The sequence below is a fragment of the Parabacteroides sp. AM17-47 genome, from assembly GCF_003434625.1.
GTDB lineage: Bacteria > Bacteroidota > Bacteroidia > Bacteroidales > Tannerellaceae > Parabacteroides > Parabacteroides distasonis.
In genome coordinates this window covers 25,646-50,911 of record NZ_QTLI01000025.1, presented here as the reverse complement: position 1 = coordinate 50,911, position 25,266 = coordinate 25,646, and the positions used below count along the sequence as shown (strand labels likewise).

At 44.4% G+C, this 25,266-nt stretch carries 28 protein-coding genes; 20 read left to right on the top strand and 8 right to left on the bottom strand.

Translation table 11 applies throughout. The features are described 5' to 3' along the window. Nucleotides 1-6: 6 nt before the first annotated feature. Both DW205_RS18460 and lpxA read left to right on the top strand, forming a co-directional pair. Nucleotides 7-1,392, top strand: coding sequence for a bifunctional UDP-3-O-[3-hydroxymyristoyl] N-acetylglucosamine deacetylase/3-hydroxyacyl-ACP dehydratase (locus DW205_RS18460; protein WP_005864349.1), 1,386 nt, complete (start codon nt 7-9; stop codon nt 1,390-1,392). Nucleotides 1,393-1,409: 17 nt separating this feature from the next. Continuing rightward, nucleotides 1,410-2,195 (top strand): acyl-ACP--UDP-N-acetylglucosamine O-acyltransferase, encoded by a 786-nt coding sequence (lpxA, locus tag DW205_RS18455; RefSeq protein WP_005864347.1) that lies wholly within the window; start codon nt 1,410-1,412, stop codon nt 2,193-2,195. 101 nt (nt 2,196-2,296) lie between these two features. Here the strand turns inward: lpxA and DW205_RS22895 are convergent, their stop codons facing one another. After that, nucleotides 2,297-2,422 carry a hypothetical protein gene (locus DW205_RS22895; RefSeq protein WP_008773553.1) on the bottom strand — a complete coding sequence of 42 codons (126 nt, stop codon included), beginning with the start codon at nt 2,420-2,422 and terminating at the stop codon, nt 2,297-2,299. 238 nt (nt 2,423-2,660) lie between these two features. Here DW205_RS22895 and DW205_RS18445 point away from each other — a divergent pair, with 238 nt between their 5' ends. Together DW205_RS18445 and miaA are read left to right on the top strand one after the other, a co-directional pair. Then, entirely contained in the window at nt 2,661-3,221 is a 561-nt protein-coding gene (locus DW205_RS18445; RefSeq protein WP_005854369.1) for a hypothetical protein, read from the top strand. Beyond that, nucleotides 3,221-4,120, top strand: a complete 900-nt coding sequence (gene miaA / locus DW205_RS18440; protein WP_005854367.1) for a tRNA (adenosine(37)-N6)-dimethylallyltransferase MiaA — start codon at nt 3,221-3,223, stop codon at nt 4,118-4,120. Before DW205_RS18445 ends, miaA begins: the two co-directional genes overlap by 1 nt. 127 nt (nt 4,121-4,247) lie before the next feature. Here miaA and DW205_RS18435 read toward each other — a convergent pair whose 3' ends face one another. Continuing rightward, nucleotides 4,248-4,619 carry a DMT family protein gene (locus DW205_RS18435; protein WP_005854365.1) on the bottom strand — a complete coding sequence of 124 codons (372 nt, stop codon included), beginning with the start codon at nt 4,617-4,619 and terminating at the stop codon, nt 4,248-4,250. 1 nt (nt 4,620) lies between these two features. Beyond that, nucleotides 4,621-5,367, bottom strand: a complete 747-nt coding sequence (locus DW205_RS18430; RefSeq protein WP_005864345.1) for a tRNA 2-thiocytidine biosynthesis TtcA family protein — start codon at nt 5,365-5,367, stop codon at nt 4,621-4,623. 111 nt (nt 5,368-5,478) lie between these two features. Between DW205_RS18430 and DW205_RS18425 the strand changes: the two genes are divergently transcribed. The 5 genes from DW205_RS18425 (at nt 5,479) to rpiA (ending at nt 10,103) form a co-directional block, all read left to right on the top strand. Next, a complete protein-coding gene (locus DW205_RS18425) occupies nt 5,479-6,927 on the top strand; it encodes a tetratricopeptide repeat protein (RefSeq protein ID WP_005864344.1) in 1,449 nt (482 codons plus the stop codon). An 8-nt stretch (nt 6,928-6,935) separates the two neighbouring features. Further along, complete coding sequence (locus DW205_RS18420) at nt 6,936-7,424, top strand: NfeD family protein (protein WP_005864342.1); 489 nt, start codon at nt 6,936-6,938, stop codon at nt 7,422-7,424. Between the two features lie 10 nt (nt 7,425-7,434). Next, on the top strand, nt 7,435-8,427 hold the full coding sequence (gene floA / locus DW205_RS18415; RefSeq protein WP_005864341.1) for a flotillin-like protein FloA: 993 nt from the start codon (nt 7,435-7,437) through the stop codon (nt 8,425-8,427). Nucleotides 8,428-8,515: 88 nt separating this feature from the next. Continuing rightward, the gene (locus DW205_RS18410; RefSeq protein ID WP_005864339.1) at nt 8,516-9,385 is read left to right on the top strand and encodes a nucleoside phosphorylase; all 870 of its coding nucleotides are present in this window, start codon (nt 8,516-8,518) and stop codon (nt 9,383-9,385) included. A 13-nt stretch (nt 9,386-9,398) separates the two neighbouring features. After that, nucleotides 9,399-10,103: a ribose 5-phosphate isomerase A gene (gene rpiA / locus DW205_RS18405; protein ID WP_005864338.1), complete on the top strand. Its 705-nt coding sequence runs from the start codon at nt 9,399-9,401 to the stop codon at nt 10,101-10,103. On the opposite strand, the gene DW205_RS18400 is transcribed toward rpiA, so the two are convergent. After that, the gene (locus DW205_RS18400; protein ID WP_005854358.1) at nt 10,093-10,839 is read right to left on the bottom strand and encodes a nitroreductase family protein; all 747 of its coding nucleotides are present in this window, start codon (nt 10,837-10,839) and stop codon (nt 10,093-10,095) included. The genes rpiA and DW205_RS18400 overlap by 11 nt on opposite strands. A 21-nt stretch (nt 10,840-10,860) precedes the next feature. After that, nucleotides 10,861-12,045, bottom strand: coding sequence for an AAA family ATPase (locus DW205_RS18395; protein ID WP_005854357.1), 1,185 nt, complete (start codon nt 12,043-12,045; stop codon nt 10,861-10,863). Between the two features lie 77 nt (nt 12,046-12,122). Here DW205_RS18395 and DW205_RS18390 point away from each other — a divergent pair, with 77 nt between their 5' ends. The 10 genes from DW205_RS18390 (at nt 12,123) to DW205_RS18345 (ending at nt 22,050) form a co-directional block, all read left to right on the top strand. Next, a complete protein-coding gene (locus DW205_RS18390) occupies nt 12,123-13,241 on the top strand; it encodes a DUF362 domain-containing protein (protein ID WP_121963139.1) in 1,119 nt (372 codons plus the stop codon). 8 nt (nt 13,242-13,249) lie between these two features. Next, a complete protein-coding gene (gene mnmE / locus DW205_RS18385; protein WP_005864335.1) occupies nt 13,250-14,635 on the top strand; it encodes a tRNA uridine-5-carboxymethylaminomethyl(34) synthesis GTPase MnmE in 1,386 nt (461 codons plus the stop codon). Nucleotides 14,636-14,906: 271 nt separating this feature from the next. Further along, nucleotides 14,907-15,785, top strand: a complete 879-nt coding sequence (locus DW205_RS18380; protein ID WP_008764703.1) for a helix-turn-helix domain-containing protein — start codon at nt 14,907-14,909, stop codon at nt 15,783-15,785. Between the two features lie 117 nt (nt 15,786-15,902). Further along, nucleotides 15,903-17,018, top strand: coding sequence for a site-specific integrase (locus DW205_RS18375; RefSeq protein WP_008764702.1), 1,116 nt, complete (start codon nt 15,903-15,905; stop codon nt 17,016-17,018). A 169-nt stretch (nt 17,019-17,187) separates the two neighbouring features. Further along, complete coding sequence (locus tag DW205_RS18370) at nt 17,188-18,033, top strand: hypothetical protein (RefSeq protein ID WP_008764701.1); 846 nt, start codon at nt 17,188-17,190, stop codon at nt 18,031-18,033. Nucleotides 18,034-18,132: 99 nt separating this feature from the next. Beyond that, complete coding sequence (locus DW205_RS18365) at nt 18,133-18,507, top strand: helix-turn-helix domain-containing protein (protein ID WP_008764700.1); 375 nt, start codon at nt 18,133-18,135, stop codon at nt 18,505-18,507. 2 nt (nt 18,508-18,509) lie between these two features. Then, entirely contained in the window at nt 18,510-19,580 is a 1,071-nt protein-coding gene (locus DW205_RS18360; RefSeq protein WP_008764699.1) for an AAA family ATPase, read from the top strand. Nucleotides 19,581-19,890: 310 nt separating this feature from the next. Next, nucleotides 19,891-20,310: a hypothetical protein gene (locus DW205_RS18355; RefSeq protein WP_008764697.1), complete on the top strand. Its 420-nt coding sequence runs from the start codon at nt 19,891-19,893 to the stop codon at nt 20,308-20,310. After that, nucleotides 20,307-21,518: a relaxase gene (locus tag DW205_RS18350; RefSeq protein WP_118214566.1), complete on the top strand. Its 1,212-nt coding sequence runs from the start codon at nt 20,307-20,309 to the stop codon at nt 21,516-21,518. The genes DW205_RS18355 and DW205_RS18350 overlap by 4 nt, the downstream gene beginning before the upstream one ends. A gap of 4 nt (nt 21,519-21,522) precedes the next feature. Further along, nucleotides 21,523-22,050: a membrane protein gene (locus DW205_RS18345; RefSeq protein ID WP_008764695.1), complete on the top strand. Its 528-nt coding sequence runs from the start codon at nt 21,523-21,525 to the stop codon at nt 22,048-22,050. A gap of 60 nt (nt 22,051-22,110) precedes the next feature. Here the strand turns inward: DW205_RS18345 and DW205_RS18340 are convergent, their stop codons facing one another. Then, a complete protein-coding gene (locus DW205_RS18340; RefSeq protein ID WP_008764694.1) occupies nt 22,111-22,497 on the bottom strand; it encodes a hypothetical protein in 387 nt (128 codons plus the stop codon). Nucleotides 22,498-22,602: 105 nt separating this feature from the next. Then, the gene (locus DW205_RS18335) at nt 22,603-23,529 is read right to left on the bottom strand and encodes a site-specific integrase (protein ID WP_008764693.1); all 927 of its coding nucleotides are present in this window, start codon (nt 23,527-23,529) and stop codon (nt 22,603-22,605) included. A gap of 58 nt (nt 23,530-23,587) precedes the next feature. On the opposite strand from DW205_RS18335, the gene DW205_RS18330 reads away from it, so the two are divergent. After that, nucleotides 23,588-24,706, top strand: coding sequence for a restriction endonuclease subunit S (locus DW205_RS18330; RefSeq protein ID WP_233523163.1), 1,119 nt, complete (start codon nt 23,588-23,590; stop codon nt 24,704-24,706). Here DW205_RS18330 and DW205_RS18325 read toward each other — a convergent pair. Further along, nucleotides 24,699-25,235: a restriction endonuclease subunit S gene (locus tag DW205_RS18325; protein ID WP_233523162.1), complete on the bottom strand. Its 537-nt coding sequence runs from the start codon at nt 25,233-25,235 to the stop codon at nt 24,699-24,701. The genes DW205_RS18330 and DW205_RS18325 overlap by 8 nt on opposite strands. Nucleotides 25,236-25,266: the final 31 nt, after the last annotated feature.

Sequence of the window (25,266 nt, the reverse complement as noted above, 5' to 3'; positions counted from 1 at the left end):
AGACCTATGCAAAAACAGAAAACGCTTGCGGCAAGTTTCTCCTTGAAAGGAAAAGGGTTGCATACCGGATTAGATATAGAGATTACGTTTAATCCCGCACCCGAGAACCATGGATACAAGATCAAACGTGTCGATATGGAAGGCCAACCGACGATTGACGCCTTGGCCGAGAACGTGGTTAATACACAACGGGGTACGGTGCTTAGCAAGAATGGCGTTCAAGTAAGTACGATCGAGCACGCGATGGCGGCTTTATACGCTTATGAGATCGATAACTGCTTGATCGAGGTAAACGCACCCGAGTTTCCGATCCTAGACGGAAGTTCTCGCTTCTTCTCCGAGGAAATCCAAAAGACAGGGGTTGTTGAGCAAAACGCTCCGAAGGATTATTATATCGTAAAGCACAAGATCGAGGTAAAAGATGAGGAAACCGGTTCTTCGTTGATCATCCTTCCGGATGATAAGTTCAGCGTGAACGTATTGATCTCATTCGATTCGCCCGTGCTTTCCAACCAATTCGCCACGTTAAACGATCTCAGCGAATTCCCGACAGAATTGGCGGCTTCACGTACGTTCGTATTCGTACGCGAAGTGGAGATGTTGCTCAACCACAACTTGATCAAGGGTGGCGATTTAGACAACGCGATCGTTATCTACGACCAAAAGATACCGCAAGAATCTTTGGACAAATTGGCAGATATGCTGAACATCCCTCACAAGAACGTGCAGGAATTAGGCTATATCAATAACAAGCCGCTTGTATTCGATAACGAACCGGCACGTCATAAATTGATCGACGTGATCGGAGATATCGCCTTGATCGGTAAGCCGATCCGCGGACGTGTGATCGCTACCCGTCCGGGACATAAGATCAATAACCAGTTAGCTCGTATGATCCGCAAGGATATCAAGATGAACGAGGTGCAAGCCCCGGTATACGATCCGAACCGTGAGCCGGTGATGGATATCAACCGTATCCGTGAATTATTGCCGCACCGCTATCCGTTCTTATTGGTTGACAAGATTATCGAGGTTGGCGGGAACTATATCGTAGGCGTAAAGAACATCACGACCAACGAACCGTTCTTCCAAGGGCATTTCCCTCAGGAGCCGGTCATGCCGGGAGTTCTACAGGTTGAGGCTATGGCACAAACAGGTGGTTTGCTAGTCTTGAATTCCGTAGATGAGCCAGAGCGTTATTCTACCTACTTCATGAAAATAGATGGCGTGAAATTCCGCCAAAAAGTCGTTCCGGGCGATACGTTGATCTTACGTCTGGAATTATTGGCACCGATTCGCCGCGGGATCTCTACCATGAAAGGGTATGTATTCGTTGGTGATAAATTGGTTAGTGAAGCCGAGTTCATGGCTCAGATTGTAAAAAACAAATAATAAGATAAAGTACGATAATGAATATATCTCCTCTAGCAGTCGTTCATCCAGAGGCCCAGATCGGCCAGAATGTAACTATCGATCCGTTTGCCGTGATTGAGAAAGATGTCGTAATCGGTGATAATTGCCGTATATATTCTCACGCCGTTATCTTGGATGGCGCACGGATTGGTAAAAATTGCAATATTTTCCCGGGAGCGGTCGTTGCCGGTATCCCTCAAGACATGAAATTCGCGGGAGAAACCACGACGGCGGAAATCGGAGATAACACGACGCTTCGCGAATGCGTGACGATCAACCGGGGTACCGCTTCCAAAGGTAAGACCGTGGTAGGCTGCGATTGCTTAATCATGGCTTATTCGCACGTGGCCCATGATTGCGTCTTAAAAGACCATATTATCATCGGTAACGCTTCGCAAATCGCCGGGGAGGTAGAGATTGATGATTTCGCTATCGTAAGCGGAGGTTCCTTGGTGCATCAGTTCACGCGTATATCCAAGCACGTGATGGTACAAGGCGGTTCTCGTATCGGAAAAGATATCCCCCCTTATACCTTGATCGGCCGTGATCCGATCGTTTATTGCGGTATCAATATCGTAGGTTTACGTCGCCGGGGATTCACGAATCAGCAGGTATTCTTGATTCAAGACATCTATCGCACGCTGTATACCCGAGGCTTGAATAATACGGAGGCGCTGAAAGCGATCGAGACCGAGTACGAGCCTAGCGAGGAACGGGATTTGATCCTCAATTTCATCAAGTCTTCCAGCCGGGGTATCGTAAGAGGTTCGATCGACGAATAAGCGACACAAACATCCGGACAACCAAAAACAAATCGGCGCAAATCCACATCTTACGATGAGGGGTTTGCGCCGATTCGCTATTTATGTCACCAAAAGGTTATTTATAGGGTAATTCCCGTGATCTGCCGGATCATTTCAAGATCGATCCCCATGGCTTTCATCTTCTTGGCGTTTTCTAGGTTCGCTTCCGCCTTACCTTCCGCCAGTCCTTCCATATGTCCTTCCATACGTGCCTCAAGCTTCGCCTAATCCTGGAGCCATGGTGTCAGGACGGATCGTTCCGTCCTTAAGGTAGTTCATCCATTCCTATTCAAGGTGACAACTGCCGCTAATATCTCAGCCTCAGGTTCAGAAGAAATCCCATACAGGGATCAGACGCACACCCTCTTTCATTATTTATAGCGACGTATATTGGGTATATCCATATTTTTACTACTTTTGAGGCGATAATAAAACTAAACGACTATGCTATTTAGATTTCTAATCCTATCAGATGAAGCAGATGACTTCAAGCGCGAGATCAAGATTGATTCCGAGTCTACTTTCTTGGATTTGCAAAACGCCATCCTCGACTCTGTAGGTTATACAAAGGATCAAATGACCTCTTTCTTCATATGTGACGATGACTGGAGTAAAAAGACAGAGATCACATTAGTGGAGATGGATACCTCTTCCGAGGAAGACAGCTATGTCATGGCCGATACTCAACTGGAAGAATTGTTGGAAGACGAGCACCAAAAACTACTTTTCGTTTTCGATTATATGACCGAACGTGCCTTCTTCATGGAACTTCGTGAGATCGTTCCGGGAAAAGACTTGGATGCTCCTATTTGCAGCAAATCGGTAGGTACGCCTCCCGCCCAAATAGTTTCTTTCGATGAGTTCGAGGCTAAGAACGGCAGTACGGACGTAGGAGAAGATTTTTACGGGGATTCCGAATACGATATGGACGAATTAGACAAAAGCGGCTTCGACGGTTTAGGCGAAGGCCCGATGGATAATCCTTACGACGACGAGCGCTTTTGATGAATTCCCTCGTTATATTACTTGGGCCGACAGGAGTCGGAAAGACCGAGTTAAGCCTCCAAGTGGCGGAACGTTTCGGCTCTCCGATTATCTCTTCCGACTCCCGTCAGCTCTATAAAGACCTTCCGATCGGCACGGCTGCCCCTACACCGGAACAAATGGCTCGTGTCAAGCATTATATGGTAGGCACTCTCTCGCTTACCGATTATTACAGCGCCAGCAACTTCGAGGAAGACGTGGTCTCCCTCCTATCCGAATTACATAAAACGATCCCGACCGTCGTAATGACCGGAGGCTCTATGATGTACATCGATGCCGTATGTAAAGGTATTGACGATATCCCGACAGTTACACCGGAGATCCGGGATGCCCTATACATGCAATTTGAAACCGAGGGACTAGCCCCTATCCTCGCTGAATTAAAAGAAGCAGACCCTGTCCATTATGAGGAAGTGGACCGGAATAATTATAAACGAGTGATCCATGCCGTAGAGATTTGCCGGATGACAGGCAAGCCTTACTCCTCCTTCCGCACGAACATTAAGAAAGAGCGTCCGTTCCGGATCATCAAAGTAGGGCTTAATAGAGATCGCGACGAATTATGCGACCGCATCAACCAACGTGTAGATCTAATGATGAGCGAAGGATTATTGGAAGAGGCTCGCCGGGCTTATCCCTTCCGTCATTTGAATTCCTTGAACACGGTAGGTTATAAAGAATTATTCAATTACTTCAGCGGAGAATGGACATTAGACCTCGCCGTGGAGAAAATCAAACGAAACTCCCGGGTCTACGCCCGGAAGCAAATGACTTGGTTTAAACGGGACCCAGAAATAACATGGTTCCATCCGGATGAGACCGAAGCTATATTTACACATCTGAGCCAACAGATCATATAGCGTTTTAACAATGCCCATTATAAGGTGTTTACAATGGGCATTATAAACATGCTTGAATAGGCATTGTAAGCATCTTACAATAGGCATCAAGGTTTTCCGCTGATTATCAAAGCCAAATGCAACGACTTTATTTCTTGAAAACCAGATAAACCGCCGCTACCAAGAATACGAAAGCAAGCGCATGGTTCCATTTAAACGACTCCCCCTTAAAAGCGATGGTACTGAAGGCCACGAATACCACCAACGTAATCACCTCTTGGATCACTTTCAATTGAATCAAGTTGAACGGTCCCCCGTTATCCCGGAAACCGATGCGATTCGCCGGTACTTGGAAACAATACTCAAAAAAAGCGAGAAACCAACTAAACAGGATTACGCCAAACAAAGGAAGATGCTCGAACCAGCTAAACTGTTGCTTCATCTTCAAATGACCATACCAAGCGCATGTCATAAAAATATTAGACACGATCAACAATAAAATTGTATAAACACTTTGCATATTATCTTATTTTTCGAGGTAAATAATCTTCTTGTATATTCGTCATGCTCCCCCAAAGGCTGTAACGAGCCTCCGGATTGATCGCTTCCAGACTTCTCAGCAGCTCTTTCATATCCGAACGACTGGAACCCGACTCATAAGGACAGTTCTTCAATTGTTTCCGGTACCCTTTCCATACGGCGACCTGAATCAACTCCCTCTCTTCCACCAGACACATCGGACGGATAATCTCCATATCAAACTTATCCATTCTCAACCGGGGAGGCATTGTTCCGAAAGCCCCTTGGTGGGTCAGGTTCATCAACAGTGTCTCTAGGATATCATCTTGATGATGCCCTAGCGCAATCTTATTGCATTTATGAGCCTTAGCGATCTCAAACAAAGCTTTCCGGCGAGTCCAAGAGCATAAAAAGCAGGGGGATTTGCGAGTGTCCGTAGAAGGATCGAAACTTGTCTCATGGACAATGAAAGGCAAATCATGCTCCTCTGCGCAACTTCTAAGATATTCCCGATCCGAACAATAAGGGATATTCGTCATCACGATATGTGCTACCACGACCTCAAACCGAGGACAATAGATTTTCGACCTGCGCCCCAGTAAATCCACCAAGGCCAAGGAATCTTTTCCTCCGGACAACCCGACCAAGATCCGGTCGCCATCATTGATCAAGCCATAGTCGAAAATCGCTCTCTTTACCTTATCCTCTATCTTGCGAAACAAACGTTCGTCCTCTGTCAATTTTGCCATATACTTCCTTTACGGGCGCAAAATTATATATTTATCTTTTCGATTTGTATGCCTCTACAAAAATATTCTTATCTTTGAAACTGCATAACTATATAATCTAGAATAGACAAAATGAAACGGTTATCCAAAAAGCTGCTTTATACGCTAGGAGTTACACTCCTATGCGGAGGAATGCAACTACATGCGCAAAGTCTTGATCAGGCAAAAAAATTATATAACGACGGGAAATACGCAGAAGCAAAACCTGTGTTCGAGAAACTAGTGAAACAAGCGCCAAGCAATGCCTCTTACAATCAATGGTATGGTGTTTGCTGTTTCGAGACCGGAGATTTAGCAGGAGCGGAGAAACATCTTAAGGTTGCCGTAAAGCGTAGGGTACAAGACGCTTATCGATACCTTGGAGAAGTATACTACCAGACCTATCGTTTTGACGAAGCCGAGGAGATGTTCGACGAATACATCACCCTCCTAACAAAAAAGAAACAAGATGTGGAGCCTTACCAGATCCGTATGGACTTGGCGAACAAAGCAAGCCGTATGCTTGATAAGGTAGAGAATGTCCAGATTATCGATAGCTTGGTCGTTGATAAAGATGATTTCTTATCAGCCTATACCTTAAGCGAGGAAAGCGGTACGTTGACCACTTACCAAGATTTCTTCCAGACTAACGATCCGGGCAACTCATCGGTATACATGAACCAGAAGGGGGATAAGATTTATTACGCCCACTCGACAGACGGTAACCACAATTGTCTTTTTACCCAATCCAAGCTCATGGATCAATGGGGAGACGAGAAACAGTTACCGATGAATATCAATAGTGACGCCGACGATGGGTATCCATTCGTGCTATCCGATGGCGTAACGATTTATTACGCATCCAAAGGGAACGGCTCTCTGGGCGGATATGATTTATTCGTCACTCGCTACAACATCAATTCCGATACTTATCTTACACCGGAGCAATTGGGCATGCCCTATAACTCCCCGTTTAACGATTATATGATGGTGATCGACGAAGCCAAGCAATTGGGATGGTTCGTTTCCGACCGCTATCAACCGGAAGGAAAAGTCTGCGTATACCTATTCATCCCGAATGACAACCGCGAGCGAGTAGATAGCGAGGATATCGAACTAAAACGTGCCCGGGCCTCTATTGCCTCGATCAAGGATTCATGGAAACCCGGATCGAATTACGAAGAGCTTATTCATTTAGCTCATACCGAGATTCCTTATGGACGTATAGAAATAAAGAAAGATTTCACGTTCCCGATCCATGATGATATCGTTTATTACACCTTAGACGATATCCAAAGTCCGGAAGCGAAGAACTACTACGAGAAAGTAGTTTCCATCCATAGACAGATCAAGGAGCTAAATGAGAAACTAGAGAGTTTACGAGCCAGCTACATCAAAGGGAATAAGGCGAAGCGAGAACAACTGAAGCCTACGATTCTTGATGCGGAAGAAAAGTTAAACAACCTGCTCGCTCAACCGGACGAATGGGAGAAAAAGGCACGTAACGCAGAGATCGTATACCTAAGAAACAACCATAAATAAGAAGAACTATGCTACTGGACATAGCCATCATCGTCTTCCTCATGGTAGCGGCCATCCTACTGATACTGGCTGAGATATTCCTTCTTCCGGGAATAACACTCGCGGGTATAGGCGGGGCTATTTTCGCTATCGGCGGAGTCGTTTTCGCTTATACGGTAGGTATATGGGTAGGGCATCTGACTTTATCCTTATCAATCATTACATTCGGAATAATCTTCGCTTGGTTATTGCGTTCCCGGTCTTTTAACAAGATCGCTTTAAAGACAGATATCGATTCCAAGCTGATATCCAGCAGGGATCTCGGAATAGAACCCGGAGACGAGGGGATCACGCTCTCACGCTTAGCCCCTATCGGCAAGGCCCGGATTAAAGGTATTAACGTGGAAGCGAAATCTCAAGACGAATTAATCGATGAGAACACGCCGATCGTAGTGATCAGGGTAGACAGTTACAACGTAATTGTCCGTCCTAAAGAAGAAACAAATATTCACGCTTAATTTTATATATATGGAAATAACCTTTTTGCCACTTATCCTATTGGGGGCCGCAGTACTTCTGCTGGCAATCTTTTTCTATTATGTGCCGTTCCTGTTATGGATCTCGGCCAAAGTATCGGGAGTCAATATCTCCTTGATCCAGTTATTCTTGATGCGTATCCGAAAGGTTCCTCCCTACATCATCACTCGTGCGATGATCGAAGCGCATAAGGCAGGAATAAAGACGCTTACACGCGACGAGCTGGAAGCGCACTATTTAGCGGGTGGACATGTCGAGAAAGTAGTGCATGCGCTGGTTTCCGCGTCAAAAGCGAATATCGACCTTCCTTTCCAGATGGCTACCGCTATCGACTTGGCCGGACGTGACGTATTCGAGGCTGTACAAATGTCGGTAAATCCGAAAGTGATCGATACCCCTCCGGTAACAGCGGTAGCAAAAGACGGAATCCAGTTAATCGCCAAGGCACGTGTCACCGTTCGTGCGAATATCAAGCAATTAGTGGGTGGTGCCGGAGAAGAGACGATCTTAGCCCGTGTAGGTGAAGGTATCGTATCTTCCATTGGTTCATCCGAAAGCCATAAGACCGTATTGGAAAATCCGGATTCCATCTCGAAATTAGTGCTTCGCAAAGGGCTTGACGCCGGAACAGCTTTCGAAATCCTTTCCATCGATATCGCCGATATCGATATAGGTAAGAACATCGGCGCTTTCTTGCAAATGGATCAAGCTCAAGCGGATAAGAATATCGCTCAGGCGAAAGCCGAGGAACGCCGTGCGATGGCTGTCGCCCTCGAGCAAGAGATGAAGGCGAAAGCACAAGAAGCCCGTGCCAAGGTGATCGAGGCAGAAGCGGAAGTTCCCAAGGCAATGGCAGACGCTTTCCGCACAGGAAACCTAGGCGTAATGGACTATTACAAGATGAAGAACATCGAGGCGGACACTTCTATGCGTGAAGCGATAGCTAAACCGGCCGGTACTCCATCAAAACCATTAAAGGACTAAAATAGTTATATACATGGAACTATCTCCAAGGGCAGGGTCGCACCTTGCCCTTTTATGATTAAAAGTAAACTTAATTAGCTGATCGAATATGAGAACAATCCCCGCTTCAGAATTAGCGATCCATTCAGATGGTAGTGTTTTCCACCTGCATTTAAAACCAGAACAACTCGCGGATCGTGTGGTACTTGTTGGTGATCCCGCACGAGTTACAACCGTCGCTTCCTATTTTGAGTCTCAGGAATGTGAGGTTTCCAGCCGGGAGTTTCATACCATCACGGGCCAATACAAGGGAAAACGTATCACGGTTGTATCCCATGGCATCGGTACAGATAATATTGATATCGTATTAAATGAGTTGGACGCTCTCGCTAATATTGACTTCTCAACCCGTACGATCAAGCCGGAATTCAAGCAACTTTCCCTAGTTCGTATCGGGACTTCCGGAGGGTTACAGCCATTTGTCCCGATTGGGACTTACGTAGCTGCGGAGAAATCGATCGGATTCGATGGAGTCATTTATTTCTACGCAAATAGTAATTCCGTTCGTGACGCAGACTTGGAATCTGAATTAATAAAACAGCTTGATTGGCGGCTTAGCGGCATATGGCCTTATGTCGTATCGGCAGATCCATCGTTGATCGAGCAAATCACCCGTAATGATATTATCCGGGGAACGACTATCGCGGCCAATGGCTTCTACGGGCCGCAAGGGCGCGAGCTCCGATTGCCCTTGACTGATCCGGAATTGAACCGGAAAATAGAGGCTTTCGAGTACAACGGGCGAAAGATTACGAACTTCGAGATGGAGAGCTCCTCTTTAGCTGGTCTGGCCGCTCTCATGGGACACCGGGCAATGACCGTATGTTGTATTATCGCCGGACGTGTGGATAATCATATGAATACGGATTATAAAGGTTCTTTGGAGGAACTGATTGAAACTGTATTAGACCGTATATAATAATATCAAGACTATGAAGTGGGATCATTCACTAATCGATACGTTGGAATGGGGGAATCAGATCTCCCATAAGGAAGATAAAATAAAGATAGCGGACCTTATCGCATCTAAAGTCGAAAACGGACAAGTCATAGGTGTTGGCTCCGGTTCTACCTCCTATCTAGCGTTGATTCGCATAGCCGAACGTATCCGGACGGAACGTCTTTCCATCTTGGCGATCCCCACTTCATTAGAAATCCGGATGACTTGCGCCCAGCTAGGCATTCCGGTTACCAGCCTGTTTTCCCACAAGCCGGACTGGACCTTCGATGGGGCTGATGAAGTAGATTCCCACTTTAACTTGATCAAAGGGCGTGGAGGCGCCATGTTCAAGGAAAAGCTATTAATCAGCTCCAGTCCGCAGACCTATATACTGGTCGATCCTTCCAAGAAAGTGGAGAGGCTGGGAGCTAAATTCCCGATCCCGATAGAGATTTTCCCGGAAGCTCTCACCTATGTAGAGGACAGACTCCAGCGTTTGAATCCCGGTGAGATAAAACTTCGTATGGGGCAAGGTAAGGATGGACCGATCATTACCGAGAATGGCAATATGATCCTAGACGTATGGATGGACTATATCCCTGAAAATACAGAATCCACTCTCAAGTCGATTACGGGCGTACTCGAGAGTGGACTCTTTATGAACTATAAGGTAGAAGTATTAGGGCTTACTTCATGAATCCTTGTTGTTTCAATACCTTCAAGAGTACCTCGGAGAAATGTTCACTATTTTTCTTCGTATAGCGTACGTCCGTAAAGACCTGCGCCAGTGTTTCCTTATTATTCTCCCTTACAAACTGCTTATTCACCTCTAATGCCTCTTTCTCACTATACAAGGCATCGATGGAAGCCGGAGTAAAGTCCGTATAAGTCTCGTTTTGTACCACAGCCGCCAATGGTAAACGTTCAACTTGAGCGGGTATAGGCTCTGCCGGATAACCCACCGTAACCGTAACGATCGGGACAACCAGACGGGGAAGAGAAAGCGCCTCAATGATCTGGTCCGCATTATAAGCCGTCGTACCCAGATAGCAAATGCCTAAGCCTTTTTCCTCAGCGGCATTGCAGAAACTCTGGGCGAACAACATCGCATCTATCGTCGAAGCGATAAACGTTTGTAAATTATCGAATCCGGCCTCCGCTTTCCTGCACTCCGCCCATTTCACGAAACGGTTCGCATCCGCACAAAAAGTAAGTACCACCGGGGCTCCCGTAATCATTGGTTGGTTAAAATGAGCCGGAGCCAGTTTCTCCTTGTTCGCAGGGTCGCGGGTAACCACGACACTATACAATTGCATATTTCCTGTATTCGAGGCACGAGTAGCCACTTCCAATAATTCATTCAGCAAAGACTCCGGGATATCCTGATCCGTATATTTACGGATACTTCTTCTATTCTTCATGCATTCTAACATAGCAATCCTATTTTTAAATTCTCAATAACTAAATCCTAATATCCATGCCGGCATACGGTTAAACACGCTTTTCGGTAACCCGTAGATAGCCGCATAAGCGTCGGGTACGAAGCGGAGACGATCATATCCCCTTAAGGGATCACCTACGGCGAAGATATATTTACCGCCAATCAAGAAATCTCCGTTCTCCATGAATTCCACGTTCGCCACGGAACGCATCTGGCTTAAGAAATAGGTTTCACACATCAATTGCCGATTCTCCTTATCTCCGAAAAAAGAGATCAGCAAGTTGGTATCCCCCATAAAGACTTTCTGCTTGGCCGGAGTGGTTCCCAGTTGGTCTGCCGAGTAATAAATAAGCCTCACATCATGAAAAAAACGCAACAGGCTATCGCTTTGCTGACGAAGCATATTTGTCTTACGGGTTACATCAATCGATTTCGGACGTAAAGGAGCCGACTCAGCCACCATCATAAAATATTTTTGAGCTCGTTCCAGATTACTCATCGAAATAGAAACCACCGAAGGCAAATCCCGGCAAATCTCTTTTCTCACTAATTCTTGCAGACGGAAATAATACATATCCGGGTCTTGCCAATAAAAAGGATAACATCCATGTTCCAGATAGTTCCGGTAAATCGGCACAATATTCATCTCCGCATTGATCTCCTTCACCAAATCATGATGGTTCGCTAAGATATCCTCCAACGGAATGGGATCTTTATCCAGAATGCTTTCGTAAGAAAGGAATTCACGGAACGACATCGGATGCATGGTATAAAAAGCAGCCTCATGCCTTAACCCGTTCCGCACCTCTGTCTGCGAGTACAAAGAAGTGGTAGCGAAAACAATCTTTAAGGCGGGGTTGGCATCCAATAAAGTTGAGACCTCTTCCATCCAGCCCGAATAGAAATGGATCTCATCCAAAAACAAATAATGCCCCCCGGCTTGCAGGAACTCCTTAACCGCATCGGTCAATGAATGTGTCTCAAACCAGAAATCATCCAGATTCACATACAGGGCTTCCCGCGAATCTTCAAATTTCAACTTAATATGCTGTAACAACAAGGTAGTCTTACCAACCCCTCGAGAGCCGAAGATGCCGATTAACCGATCCTCCCACTCTATCCGTGCATGCAAATAACGCAGGAATGTACAATTTATTCCTTTCAACAATAGCTGATGATTCCGCTGAAGCAAGTCCATATACAAATCTGTTTTACGCGAATATAAAAAATGTTCCGTGTTTTTCGTACCTTTGTCAACACTAAACCAATAAAAAGATGAATACATCCAAAGTCTACTTTACTAATTTACGCACGACCCCCAGCAGCAACCTGCTGGATAAGATGGAACGTCTGGTAAAACGTGCCGGTATCGCCAATATCGACTTCAAAAATCAATTTGTAGCCATTAAGATCCACTTTGGCGAACCGGGGAATTTGGCATACATTCGTCCTAATTACGCCGCTCGCTTGGTAAGCCTGTTACGTGAATTAGGCGCGAAACCGTTCCTTACCGATTGTAACACCTTATACTCGGGCCGTCGCTCCAACGCTGTCGATCATCTTCAAAGCGCCATGGAAAATGGGTTCAATCCCATGTCCGCCGGTTGCAACGTTATCATCGCCGATGGCGTGAAAGGTACGGACTACCGGGAAATCGAGATCGACGGGCAATATTGCAAGGCCCCGAAAATAGGTGCCGCTATCGCCGATGCCGATATCATCATTTCCATGAACCATTTCAAAGGTCACGAGCAAGCCGGTTTCGGCGGTGCGCTGAAAAACCTCGGGATGGGATGCGCCAGCGTAGGCGGTAAACTGGAATTACATTGCGCCTCACAACCCCGTATCGATACGGAGGCTTGTAAAGGCTGTAACATCTGTGTAAAGCACTGTGCTCACGATGCCATCCATTTGAATAACAACCGAAAGGCCGAAATTGATTACGAGCGTTGTGTAGGTTGCGGGCAATGTGTGGCTCTTTGCCAGTACGACGGTGCCGTAATGGGCGAAGGTGATACTTCCGAGCGATTGAATTACAAGATCGACGAGTACACGAAAGCCGTATTAGCAGACAAGCCTCATTTCCATGTTAGTTTTATCATGAACGTATCTCCGGAATGCGATTGCTGGAATCATAACGATGCCGCCATCATCCCCGATTTGGGTATCGCCGCATCTTTCGATCCGGTGGCCTTGGATAAGGCTTGCGCCGATATGGTTATCAACGTTCCTATCATCGGAGGTAATAAATTAGCCGAGACTCATCCTCACGAACACCTTGAGGGAGAGGATAAATTCCATTTGATTCATCCGGATACGAACTGGCAAGCCGGCCTACGTTATGCGGAGGAAATCGGACTGGGTTCTCAAGCATATGAATTAATAACAGTTTAATAGACGGAATGAGTACAATTTGCGCTATATCTACAGCTCCGGGAGTAGGAGGAATCGCAGTGATTCGTGTCTCCGGGCCGGATGCTTTCAAGATTTGTGATCGGATATTCCGGCCGAAGAAGGCAGGTAAGAGTTTATCTACCCAAAAGGCTTATACCTTAACGTATGGTTCCATCGTCGGTAACAATGACGAAACCATAGATGAGGTGATCGCCGCTGTTTTCCGTGCCCCCCATTCTTTCACGGGGGAAGATACGGTGGAAATCACCTGCCACGGCTCGACGTATATCCAACAACAAATCCTGCAATCCCTTATCTCCAGCGGATGCCGTATAGCGCAACCGGGTGAATATACGCAACGTGCTTTCATGAATGGCAAGATGGACCTTAGCCAAGCGGAGGCCGTTGCGGATTTAATCGCCTCCACTTCGGCTGGTCAACATCGTTTGGCTCTAAGCCAGATGCGAGGTGGTTTCAGTAGGGAACTCGCCGAACTTCGGAACCAACTGCTCCATTTCACCTCTCTCATGGAGCTGGAACTGGATTTCAGTGACCATGAGGAATTGGAGTTCGCTGATCGTAGCGAGCTTCGCACGCTTGCGGATCATATCGAACAGGTCATCTCCAAACTCGCCCAATCTTTCAGCGTAGGTAACGCGATCAAAAACGGTATTCCCGTCGCCATCATCGGTGAGACGAACGCCGGCAAATCTACTTTACTAAACGCCTTGTTGAACGAGGATAAAGCGATCGTCAGCGACATCCACGGAACGACCCGTGACGTTATCGAGGATACGATCAATATCAACGGCCAGCTCTTCCGTTTCATCGACACCGCCGGTATCCGTGAAACAAGCGATACGATCGAAGCTCTTGGTATTGAACGTAGTTTCAAGGCTCTAGACCAAGCGCAAATCGTCATCCTCATGTACGACTTAACCCGTGACCTCAAGGATTTCGAGGCTTTCTATCAAGAAATAGCTCCGAGATTAACGAATAAGTCTGTTATCTTAGCGATGAACAAATGCGATGTATTACCCACATCCTCTCTCCCAACCTTCTCTTTCCCCACCGAAGGCTGGCATCAAATCGCTATTTCCGCCAAAGGCAAGCTGCATATCGCAGAGCTACAACAACTCCTCACGGAAGTCTCTTCCATCCCCACCCTCCACCAAAGCGACATCATCGTAACGAATGCCCGCCACTTCGAGGCGCTTACGCATGCGCTGGAAGCTATACATAGGGTACAAGAAGGTTTGAACTCCAGCCTTTCCGGGGATTTCATCTCGCAAGATTTACGGGAGTGTATATTCCATTTATCGGATATCGTAGGAGAGGTTACGACAGATCAGGTGTTGGGGAATATATTTCAGCATTTTTGCATCGGCAAGTGATAGCTTAGAAACAGTCGTAACCAACTACAATCATTTAGAATAAAGTCGCTGTATATCAGCGACTTCTATATTTTAGTACTTCCCAGTCCGTATTTGGGAATAACGGTTTTTATCTATATTTTTCTATCATATTTCTACCGCGACGGAAGTTCACGGTTAGTCCGAATGTCACAGTGACGCATTAGTTGACGTGTGTTGACAGTGGTTTACATGTGTTGACAAAAATCGGGAGAAATAAGGCGAAATTACCGCCAATGTAAACAAGGAAAATATGGAAGTAAGAAAGATTTGCCAATGGTGTGGAAAACCATTTATAGCTCAAAAGACAACGACTTGTTATTGTAGCCACCAATGTTCCAATCTTGGCTACAAGGAACGCATTCGGGAACGTAAGCGGCAGTTGAAACGGTCGCAAGAAATATTGCAATCTCGACAAGCCGCCGAGGGGCAGGATTTCTTCTCTTTTGCCCAAGCTGCAAAGTTGATGGGCGTAACTCGGCAATACATATATAAATTGGTAAAGGAATCGAAACTTCGGGCTTCGCGCATCAGCGGCAAGAAGTCGCTCATCCGCCGTGCGGACATTGAACTGATGATGAAAACCAAACCTTACGAGCGTGTCTTGCCCAAAGAGGACTTCGACATCTCTGAGTATTACACAGCCGAAGAGATTGCGGAAAAATATAAGGTCAACGCCAAATGGGTGTGGACTTACACACGGCAACATAAAGTGCCGAAGGTGAGAATACGCCAGTTCAACTATTACAGCAAGAAACATATCGATGCAGCCTTTGCCAAATACGAGGTGGATTCCGACCTTACTGAATGGTACACACCGGAAGAGATTCAGGAGAAGTACGGCATGACACGTGTCGCTATCCGTTCGCAGGTGTATCGGAACAACATTCCCTCCAAGAAAGAGCATGGGCAGATATTCTACTCAAAGCTCCACTTCGACCTCTCGAAGAGTTCCGAACAGGAGAGCAAGGCGGAATACTACACCGTCAAGGAGGCAATGGAGAAATTCAAGCTCTCTCGTGATTCGGTTTACGGTATTCTGCAATTCCATCAGATCAACCGTGAGAAGAACGGACGGTTCGTCAGATTCCTGAAAGTGGAGTTTGACCGGATAATGGGTGTCCGCAAATAGTCTAATTTATGACTATCCGTAAATTATTCAAAAATTAATCCCTGCTGTAGGTAATCTGCATGATTACATTATAGAGTTTCGCCGACGAATTAATAATAACCATAAAAATATAACATTATGCATGAATGCAAGACCGTGACATTAAGGACACGTCCGCTAAAAGGCAGGATGATGTCTTTCTATCTGGATTATTATCCGGGATATCGAGACAAAGAGACAATGAAAGTTATCCGCCATGAATCGCTTGGTATTTATATCTATGCCAATCCGAGAAACAAACGTGAACAGAATTTCAACGAGGTAATGACCGAGAAAGCCGAAGCCATCCGTTGCCGCAGGTTCGAGTCAGTAGTCAATGAACGGTATGACTTCTTTGACAAGTACAAACTCAAGGCAGACTTTCTGGAGTATTATCGCAAGCAGCTCCGTAAGCATGACCAGAAATGGGAGTTTGTCTATCTGCATTTCAGTAACTTCGTACATGGTAAATGCACCTTTGAAGAGATTGACATCGACCTCTGTAACAAGTTTCGGGAATATCTGCTGAGTGCCAAGAAGCTAAGGCGTAACGGACGTATCACACGGAACTCCGCATCAGGATACTGGTCTACTTTCAGAGGTTTCCTGAAAATACTCTATCGTAATGGAATGATAAAGACCAATGTCAATGATTTCTTGGAAAAGATAGAGACAGAAGATGTAATGAAAGAGGCCCTGTCAGTTGAGGAATTGTACAAATTGGCTGAGACACCTTGCAAGAAACCTATTCTGAAAACGGCATCGCTGTTTTCCTGTATGACCAGCTTGCGCATCAGTGACATTCTCTCGCTATGTTGGAAAGACATCGTGGACTATTCTGCCGGTGGGAAATGCGTACACATCATTACGCAAAAGAACAAGGCGGAAGACATCATTCCCATTAGTGAAGAAGCTTTGGGATTGATTGGCTATAATTCTGAAAAGAAAGGTTTGGTATTCAAGGGGCTTATGCGCAGTTGGACGCAAATACCGATGAAAGAATGGATTCGTTCTGCCGGAATTACCAAGAACATAACATTTCACTCGTATCGTAGAACATTTGCGACGCTACAAGCAGCTGCCGGGACGGACATCCGCACCATACAGAGCATTATGGCGCACAAGAGTATCACCACCACTCAAAGGTATATCAAAGTCGTGGATGCCAACAAACGTGAAGCCAGCAAGAAAATCACCCTGACACGGCAAGACTGACAGCTGCTTTGTCCTCGATTTCTGCGGTCAGAGTATGATTTTAGGTGAAAAATCATACTCTGACCGTGATATTTAGCATGATACGTGGTAACTATCAGTCTCTTTATTGCAACTATCTGGAATATCGATTATATCTTTAGCGCGAAACGATTCCAAATACTTGCAGACCATGACGAATAAAAAACAAATTCAGACTAAAAAGATAAGTTTTATCCTCGCACTGTCCGTTATCATTTATGCGGCCATAGATACTTATCTTTTCCTTTGCCATGACATCAATATCATGCGCATAACGACTCCTGTCATCCTTGGACTGGTAATAGCTATCATATTGTGCGGACTCCTGCACAAATTTTTCTATAAATGGCTGACAAAAAATCCTATCAACTTCTCTTTTGGCGAGCCATCTACCCCTATTGTAAAATCAGAGAACGCCATAGAATCTATGGATGCTACTGAAATACTGCCCATCGAGCGACCGATGGGTTTGGCTGAACAGGGGTGTCCTCCGTCCCAACAGTTGAATCAAGATACTGTAAACTCTGATTGTCCGCAAGATTCTCATTTGAATAAATATGATTCCATATTGGTGGAACTAAAAAAGAAAGAGATTGAAAGGCAAGTGGAAATCATGGATGCGATTCGGGAATATGTAACCGTCAAGACTGCCCCCTATCTCTCCAAAGAGGATATTGCCACCCTCATTTCCAATATAGAGTATATGACTTACGATCAACCTGAGTCATATAAACCGATTCGTTCCAATATAGACAATTCGCTGAGGTCGCCGGGGCTTCGCCATTTGGCATGGAATATCGGTGAACGCTTGGGAGTGCCCTTAGCGAAAAGAGCCGTTTTTATCAAGAAATCATTTCCATACGAACTTGCAAACGCAACCCTTGAATATCTTAAACTTAATTTACGGGATAATGTCTCAAGCCAGATTCCCATTGATGTGCCCGATAAAGGCGATTATCGTTTCCATTTAGATGCAGATAATGATGACTCGCAATAGAAAAAGTATGCAGACGAAATAATTAATCCGATCTGTATTGTTCTGCAAGGTTTCATTGAGTTGGTTCGCAGCATGTTAAACGATTAAAATAGTCATAATATGAAAAAAGACCAACTGACATTCAACGACCTGCCGACTGTGGTAGGCGAACTATGCGACAGAATCGCAAGTATGGAAAACCTGCTTACAGAGAAACTTTCCAAGCAGTACGAAACCAAAGAGGACACGCACGTCCCCATGACCGTACAGGAGGCTTGCAACTATCTTAAAATGCCGTTGTCGACCTTTTATTACAAGGTCAAAAAGGACGATATTCCAGTTATAAAACAAGGGAAGCATCTCTACATCTATCGTGACGAACTGGATAGATGGCTGGAATCTTCCCGGAAGAATCCGGCTCCGCAAAGTTTCGAGGATGAGAATGAGTCCTTGCTCGCCTCCCATCGCCGTAAACCGAACCCTAAAAACTGGTAGCGATGGAAAAGACAGACACTATTATTCTTTCTCCGGAAGAGTTGACCGCTTACATAGCGGAGTCTACAATAAGCGTAACGAGTACATACGAACACTCCCCAGTGGTTCTGATGGTGGACGATACTGTTATCGGAACATTGGGAAACTTCAGTGCTTCCATCGGGAAAGCCAAAAGTAAGAAAACTTTCAACATTTCGGCCATTGTCGCATCGGCATTGAGTGGCAGCACCGTTCTTCATTATCGGTCTACATTTCCTGAAAATAAACGGAAGATTCTATACATAGACACAGAGCAGGGGCGGTATCATTGCCAACTGGTATTGAAACGCATCTTACGTTTGGCCGACCTACCGGAATACAAGAATCCGGACAATCTGATCATGCTGGCTCTGCGCAAGTTTTCCCCTAAACTACGTCTGGCGATAGTCGAACAGGCCATTGGCACGATACCAGATTTGGGACTGGTGGTAATTGATGGCATCCGTGATTTCCTGTATGACATCAATTCTCCTGGTGAATCTACCGATATCATCTCCAAATTCATGCAGTGGACGGATGACAGGCAAATCCATATCCATACCATCTTGCATCAGAACAAGAATGATGAACATGCCCGTGGTCACATCGGCACGGAACTCAACAATAAAGCGGAAACCATCATGCAGGTCGAAGTGGACAAAGAGGACAAAGCTGTAAGCGTGGTCGAAGCCGTCCATATCCGTGACAGTGAGTTTGAGCCTTTCGCCTTCCGCATAAACGAGGAAGCCATGCCCGAACCGGTAGAGTCCTATCTGCCCAAAGAGAAGAAGACCGGACGACCAACCAAAGGACCGTTCGATCCGGACAAGGAGATTCCAAAGAATGTACATCGTCCAGCATTGGATGCCGTTTTTGCCAATGGCAACATCAACAATTACGATGATTATATAGAACGCTTGAAAGAGGGTTACGGATTACAGGGTATAAAACTCGGTTATAACAAGGCGGTAAAGGTCGCAACATTGCTCAGCGACAAACAAATGGTTATAAAAGAAGGGAAAGATTATGCCTTCAATCCAGAATACCATTATTGATTTCAACTTTACTTTATTGTTGGGGCGTATATATAAGAATAAAGCAAAGTCGGAGGAAGACATCATGTGAGATATTCATATCCCCTCTTTTAGAGGCTAGTATCATCCTATGTTTCCTATCCGAGTGCCAGCTCACTATACGCAACCGATGTGGCTTGCCGTGAAGCATCAACAGGTAACTGTTGCGAGATATGCCAAGGTATAACCTCACTGCGTTACGGTTGTACATTGTCGCTCTCGCCTGCTCAGTTCCCTCGCCGGTGCGGTACTCGCAAGCTCGCACCTAGTCAACCATTATAAAACGATTCAAATGAAAGAAGATATTGAAAATACATCGGACTCCTCGAAAGAAACCAGAAGTGTCTTTATCGGAGCTAAAGTCACTCTTACTCAGAAGGAGCATATAAAATCACTGGCCGGACAATGCGGCATGACTGTAAGTGACTACATATTATCACGTGCGTATAACTTCAAGCCAAAAGCAAGGCTCACGAAAGAAGAAGCGGTACTGTTACAGAATCTGGACGATTGTCGGTCAGACCTCGTAAAATACACCTCCGCCCTACACGGAATGTCCACAAAGCAGCGCATGGCAATGTTCAATCAGGTTCCGTTTATGGTGGGCTGGCTGAAAGAATTAGGTAATGTGGCTGAAAATATCTGCCAGTTCCTGAATGCTGTAAAAGAGAAGAACAAAATTCCGTCCACCCCTAAATCCGAAGAAGAATGATTGCGAAAGCCAAAGCCATATCGCACGGCATAAACGACCTCCGTTACATTACCGGCGAATCACAGCATAAGAAGCATCCGGAGAAAATCTATCGGGTATTGGACAATCTGTTGTCCTCAGAACCGGATGCTATGGGGATATGGAACTCCATGCAGTTGACCCTATCCCAGCATCGACCGATAAAGAACTCCGTTATCAGAATCGAGCTGAGTCCATCGCCCGAACATACCCAATTCTATGACATCGAAGATTGGCAAAATCTTTGGCAAGATTTCGCCGAGGAGTTCGACAAACAGGTGATTACCGGCAAGGATGGAAAAGTCCGTTCCTATCCGACCAATTTGGCAGGCAGCAAGTACTCGGTTTGGCTTCATACGGAATCCAAAGGCGAAGTTCCCCATCTACATGCTGCGGTCTGCCGTCTGGATGAGAACGGCAACATCAACAATGACCACAACATTCATCTTCGGGCGCAACGTGCTGCCGAACGAGTGGCAAAGAAACGAGGCTGGACGACTGCGGCACAAATCCGAAATCGCAACATTCCACAAGTGAACCGGGACTGTATGGAGGTGTTGAAAGCAATGCCATCATGGTCATGGGATGAGTACAAGAATGCTCTTATACGGAAAGGTTATACCGTCCATGAAAGGGAGGACAAGAAAGGTCTTCTCCGTGGATATGCTCTCATGAATGGAAACACCAAATACAAGGCTTCAGAATTGGGAATCGGCAGGAATCTAATGGTCTCGAAACTTCCTGCGACATGGAAGAAACTGCACCATCAGCCAGCTACCGTCATTAGAAATAATGCTCCCCAAGCCGTTCAACAGGTAGCGATACATAAGGTTGCTCCTATTGACTATACCCAATATCTCACATATCGTCACGATATGATTCCCTATACCCTCAATCATGAAGACAAGGAACACAAGTTCTATATTTCGGAAAAAGTGCTCGACTGTTTCAATGACGAGTTTGATTACAGGGCTGTTGCCAACTGTCAGGAACTTACCGATATGGCGGTAGCTATATTTGTCGGACTGATAGATACTCCCAATGTAACAACCGGAGGAAGTGGCGGAGGTTCACAAAGCGACCTTCCGTGGAGAGACAAGGACGAAGACGATTTGCAATGGGCTCGCAGATGCGCTCGTGCTGCCAGTCGTTCGTTAGGAAAGAAAACGAAAATAGGATTAAAACGATAAGCACATGAAGACGAAATTTGATTTTTCCGCAGAAATGAATGAAGCGGAATCCATAAAAAACACTCCCAAGAATGAATATCTGGAGGAAGAGAAACGGTTACTCGATATCAACGCAAAGGAACTTGCCAGCCTGAATGATAACGTGTTCAAGTTGAGAACAGAAGTTGAAAATCTGTCCGGCTCTATACGTGAGTGCAAACCTATCATTTCTAAAGAAATGCAGAATTTAGCAGTAGAATTTGGTGCGACCCTTCTATGCAATTTTCTCAGCCAGATTGAGAGCAAATGTAAGGAAACCGAGCGGAGAATGAAGAAAGCCGACAATGCCATCCCCATCCCAGATACGGCATTCTACATTTTGATTATCATTGTAGTTGTTCTATCTTCTTTTTTCGTGTGCATGATAGTGGCTAATGCAGAGATTTTGCATTCCGGATTGATTTGGAAAGCAGTTATCTGCTGTATTCTCATTGCCGTTTTAGGAATTGGTATAGCGTTAATAGTACAGAAGTTTTTGGATAGAGGTAAATAAACGAAAAGTCTCAATCGGATAGAGATTGCTACCAGTTGAGACTTTTATAATATGCCTATGTTATTGAAACTTTATTACAGGAACTACTTTTTCACCAAGTTTGGTCTCATAACGAAATGTTCCTATTTGCATAGCCTTTTTACCTTTAGGTACTTCAATTACCTGATCATCATAAAACAGATTCTGACCATCTGTCACAATATAGACGACCGGCCCAGTAAAAAATGAAGTTGAATACCCTTTCTCCTCGCAATTGGCCAAAGCACCATCCCCAAGAACCTGAAAAACTTCAAATTTTGTTGCGGTAGTAAATACCGTCTGTTGCTCGGCAATCGTAATATCCGATTCGTTAGCATTTGAATTGGTAATACCTATAACAAAAAGTACTGCAATTGTTAATACACACCCAGTAACAATTCCCAAGAAGAATATCAAACCCTTTCTCATAAGTAATATTTTTAATAACATTCAAATATACAACATAATTCTGAATCACAGAACAATTGAGAGCGAAGAAATTACAGCATTAATTTCCTCGCTCTATACATAACTTTATTTACCCAGTGACTTGAACACCTTAGATATGCATCGCTTTTTCTGTTCCATATTTGGATGAACATATAAGTCCAGTGTAGTTGAGATATTTGAATGCCCCAGTAGCACACTAACAGTCTTATAATCACAACCGACCTCTATACAACGAGTCGCAAAACTATGACGGAGTCCATGATACTTCAGCTTGGGAATATCAAGTTTCTCCATAAGCCTTTTATAGTAGTTGCGATATGTGCGTGGCTCTGTCGGACGCTCATCATTAGTAAGAATGTAATAATCGTCATTAATTACTTTTTTCAAAGGCTTTAACATAGTAAGCAATTCTTTGTTTATCGGGATTTCACGGCAAGAGTTTTTTGTCTTTGGCGTGTTGATGACCAGCTCTGTATGTTTTCTCTCTCCTTCTATGATATAGATGCGTTCTATCGTCCGGTTAACGGTTAGAATCCCGTCATATACATTGATGTCGCTCCATTTCAAAGCACAGATCTCCCCTATACGCAGACCGGTACTAAGGCTGATATAGATACCAAGTCCCGGAAAGGAAAAGTGGCTCTGAATATAGTTCAGAATCTTTTTATGATTTGCCACGGACAAGACCTCCAACTTTTTACCAGCAACGTCTGTTGGGTACTTAATATCCCATTCGTAATAGTTCATCCATTCGTTTTTCACCCCGAATTTCATAACCATCTTTAGGACAATAAGAATGTCCTTAACAGATTTCATGCTCAATCCGCCTTCCAACTTTTCAAGCACAAAGCCTTGTACATCATTTTCATGAAGTTCGTTACTCTCACCAAACTTTGGCAAAATGTGATTTTCAAGAATCAACATGTAGGCTGCCAATGTCGATTGTTTCACATACGGTCGCTTGTTCTCTCGCCATGCGTCCGAAATTTCTCTAATTGTCTTCTGAATCATAATTTTGAATTTAATTGGTTCTAATAATTAGAGAAATATAATAGGTAATGTTCCCCTTTTGAGATTTCCAGAGTTTACAGATGAATGGAAGGAGTCTGTGTTATCAGATTTTGTAGAGCGAGTTAAAAGGAAAAATAAAAACAATCTTTGCAAACTGCCACTAACAATTTCCGCACAATATGGCTTGGTTGACCAAATTTCATTCTTCAATAAAGTCATTGCAAGTGAGAATATGTCGAATTACTATTTATTACATAAAGGAGATTTTGCCTATAATAAAAGCTATTCTTCAGAATATCCGTGGGGTGCAATAAAGCGACTTGACTGTTATGAGCAAGGTACATTATCCTCTCTATACATTTGCTTTAAACCGTATAGTCATGTCTCATCGGATTTTTTAACTCACTATTTTGAAACTTCAAAATGGCATCAAGGTATTTCTGAAATCGCAGTTGAAGGAGCAAGGAATCATGGATTGTTAAATGTTGGTATTCAAGATTTTTTTGAGACAAGGCATTGCCTACCTCAAAGTCTCTTAGAGCAAGAGAAAATTGCAAAATTTCTCAACTTAATCGAAGAACGAATCGCGACCCAAAACAAAATCATTGAGGATTTGAAGAAACTAAAGTCTGCGATTTCAGAAAGACTTTTCAAAAGCGTAAAAGGTTCTACTGTTCTACTGTCTGATCTATGTGACATTGTTAAGGGTAAACAAATCAATGGGGAAAATCTCTCTGATAGTGGTAATTATTATGTAATGAATGGCGGTACAGAGCCATCTGGCTATTATGACAATTACAATGTAGAAGCCAGTACTATTTCAATAAGTGAGGGCGGAAACTCTTGTGGGTATGTACAATTCAACACCTCACCATTTTGGAGCGGTGGTCATTGTTATTCCATTCAAAACATTGCAGACAAGGTGGATAATATGTACTTGTACCATTATCTTAAATCGAATGAGGATGCCATAATGAAACTGCGTATAGGTTCTGGCTTACCAAATATTCAGAAGAAAGACTTGGCAATGTTCAAAATAATAGTACCAAAAATTGAGTGGCAAATAAAAATCTCAACTTTTCTGTCATCGCTTGAAAGAAAAGCCGAGATTGAAGAAAGAATACAGAATGTCATGCAGAAACAAAAGCTATATCTATTGCAACAGATGTTCATATAAACATCTGGGCAAGGAAATATTGCTTCTGCATGGTTAGCAATGTTAGTTTCCGCTGCTCATTAATGATGTACTCATCGTATGAGTGTAATATTTTTGCGACCAAAAGAATGTTATTGACATTCGAGGAATATGGTAATACATAGCTTTCTACATCCCCTTTGCCAATATTCATTTGGGCAGCACCTTGACCACAAGCAATCATACTATTTTCAAATCTTTGAGAAGATAAAATTTGATATAGAAACTCTTGATTTACATTTTTCGCAAGTTGTAACAAACCAACTCGTTGGTTGAGCAAATAGTCTCCATCCTTACAAAGAGAAACACGCCCAACATTACCCGTAAGAGAGATTAAAATATCTCCTTCTTTTAAAACTTGGTGGTCTTGTATATCGTTCGGCAAGTTGATTATGCAATTGTAATCTTCATCGTTTATATATCGCTCGCCAGACACATTTGTTATTGTGAGGATTTTCCATTTGCCCAGTGCATTATACTTGCCACTCTGGAATGCGTAACCATTTTTCAATGTCGCAATATTCGACAAGCATATAGTAGTT

Bases quoted from the DNA above. Each gene is read 5' to 3' on its own strand.
- DW205_RS18460 (WP_005864349.1), top strand. From the start codon at position 7: ATGCAAAAACAGAAAACGCTTGCGGCAAGTTTCTCCTTGAAAGGAAAA.
- lpxA (WP_005864347.1), top strand. From the start codon at position 1,410: ATGAATATATCTCCTCTAGCAGTCGTTCATCCAGAGGCCCAGATCGGC.
- DW205_RS22895 (WP_008773553.1), bottom strand. From the start codon at position 2,422: ATGGAAGGACATATGGAAGGACTGGCGGAAGGTAAGGCGGAAGCGAAC.
- DW205_RS18445 (WP_005854369.1), top strand. From the start codon at position 2,661: ATGCTATTTAGATTTCTAATCCTATCAGATGAAGCAGATGACTTCAAG.
- miaA (WP_005854367.1), top strand. From the start codon at position 3,221: ATGAATTCCCTCGTTATATTACTTGGGCCGACAGGAGTCGGAAAGACC.
- DW205_RS18435 (WP_005854365.1), bottom strand. From the start codon at position 4,619: ATGCAAAGTGTTTATACAATTTTATTGTTGATCGTGTCTAATATTTTT.
- DW205_RS18430 (WP_005864345.1), bottom strand. From the start codon at position 5,367: ATGGCAAAATTGACAGAGGACGAACGTTTGTTTCGCAAGATAGAGGAT.
- DW205_RS18425 (WP_005864344.1), top strand. From the start codon at position 5,479: ATGAAACGGTTATCCAAAAAGCTGCTTTATACGCTAGGAGTTACACTC.
- DW205_RS18420 (WP_005864342.1), top strand. From the start codon at position 6,936: ATGCTACTGGACATAGCCATCATCGTCTTCCTCATGGTAGCGGCCATC.
- floA (WP_005864341.1), top strand. From the start codon at position 7,435: ATGGAAATAACCTTTTTGCCACTTATCCTATTGGGGGCCGCAGTACTT.
- DW205_RS18410 (WP_005864339.1), top strand. From the start codon at position 8,516: ATGAGAACAATCCCCGCTTCAGAATTAGCGATCCATTCAGATGGTAGT.
- rpiA (WP_005864338.1), top strand. From the start codon at position 9,399: ATGAAGTGGGATCATTCACTAATCGATACGTTGGAATGGGGGAATCAG.
- DW205_RS18400 (WP_005854358.1), bottom strand. From the start codon at position 10,839: ATGTTAGAATGCATGAAGAATAGAAGAAGTATCCGTAAATATACGGAT.
- DW205_RS18395 (WP_005854357.1), bottom strand. From the start codon at position 12,045: ATGGACTTGCTTCAGCGGAATCATCAGCTATTGTTGAAAGGAATAAAT.
- DW205_RS18390 (WP_121963139.1), top strand. From the start codon at position 12,123: ATGAATACATCCAAAGTCTACTTTACTAATTTACGCACGACCCCCAGC.
- mnmE (WP_005864335.1), top strand. From the start codon at position 13,250: ATGAGTACAATTTGCGCTATATCTACAGCTCCGGGAGTAGGAGGAATC.
- DW205_RS18380 (WP_008764703.1), top strand. From the start codon at position 14,907: ATGGAAGTAAGAAAGATTTGCCAATGGTGTGGAAAACCATTTATAGCT.
- DW205_RS18375 (WP_008764702.1), top strand. From the start codon at position 15,903: ATGCATGAATGCAAGACCGTGACATTAAGGACACGTCCGCTAAAAGGC.
- DW205_RS18370 (WP_008764701.1), top strand. From the start codon at position 17,188: ATGACGAATAAAAAACAAATTCAGACTAAAAAGATAAGTTTTATCCTC.
- DW205_RS18365 (WP_008764700.1), top strand. From the start codon at position 18,133: ATGAAAAAAGACCAACTGACATTCAACGACCTGCCGACTGTGGTAGGC.
- DW205_RS18360 (WP_008764699.1), top strand. From the start codon at position 18,510: ATGGAAAAGACAGACACTATTATTCTTTCTCCGGAAGAGTTGACCGCT.
- DW205_RS18355 (WP_008764697.1), top strand. From the start codon at position 19,891: ATGAAAGAAGATATTGAAAATACATCGGACTCCTCGAAAGAAACCAGA.
- DW205_RS18350 (WP_118214566.1), top strand. From the start codon at position 20,307: ATGATTGCGAAAGCCAAAGCCATATCGCACGGCATAAACGACCTCCGT.
- DW205_RS18345 (WP_008764695.1), top strand. From the start codon at position 21,523: ATGAAGACGAAATTTGATTTTTCCGCAGAAATGAATGAAGCGGAATCC.
- DW205_RS18340 (WP_008764694.1), bottom strand. From the start codon at position 22,497: ATGAGAAAGGGTTTGATATTCTTCTTGGGAATTGTTACTGGGTGTGTA.
- DW205_RS18335 (WP_008764693.1), bottom strand. From the start codon at position 23,529: ATGATTCAGAAGACAATTAGAGAAATTTCGGACGCATGGCGAGAGAAC.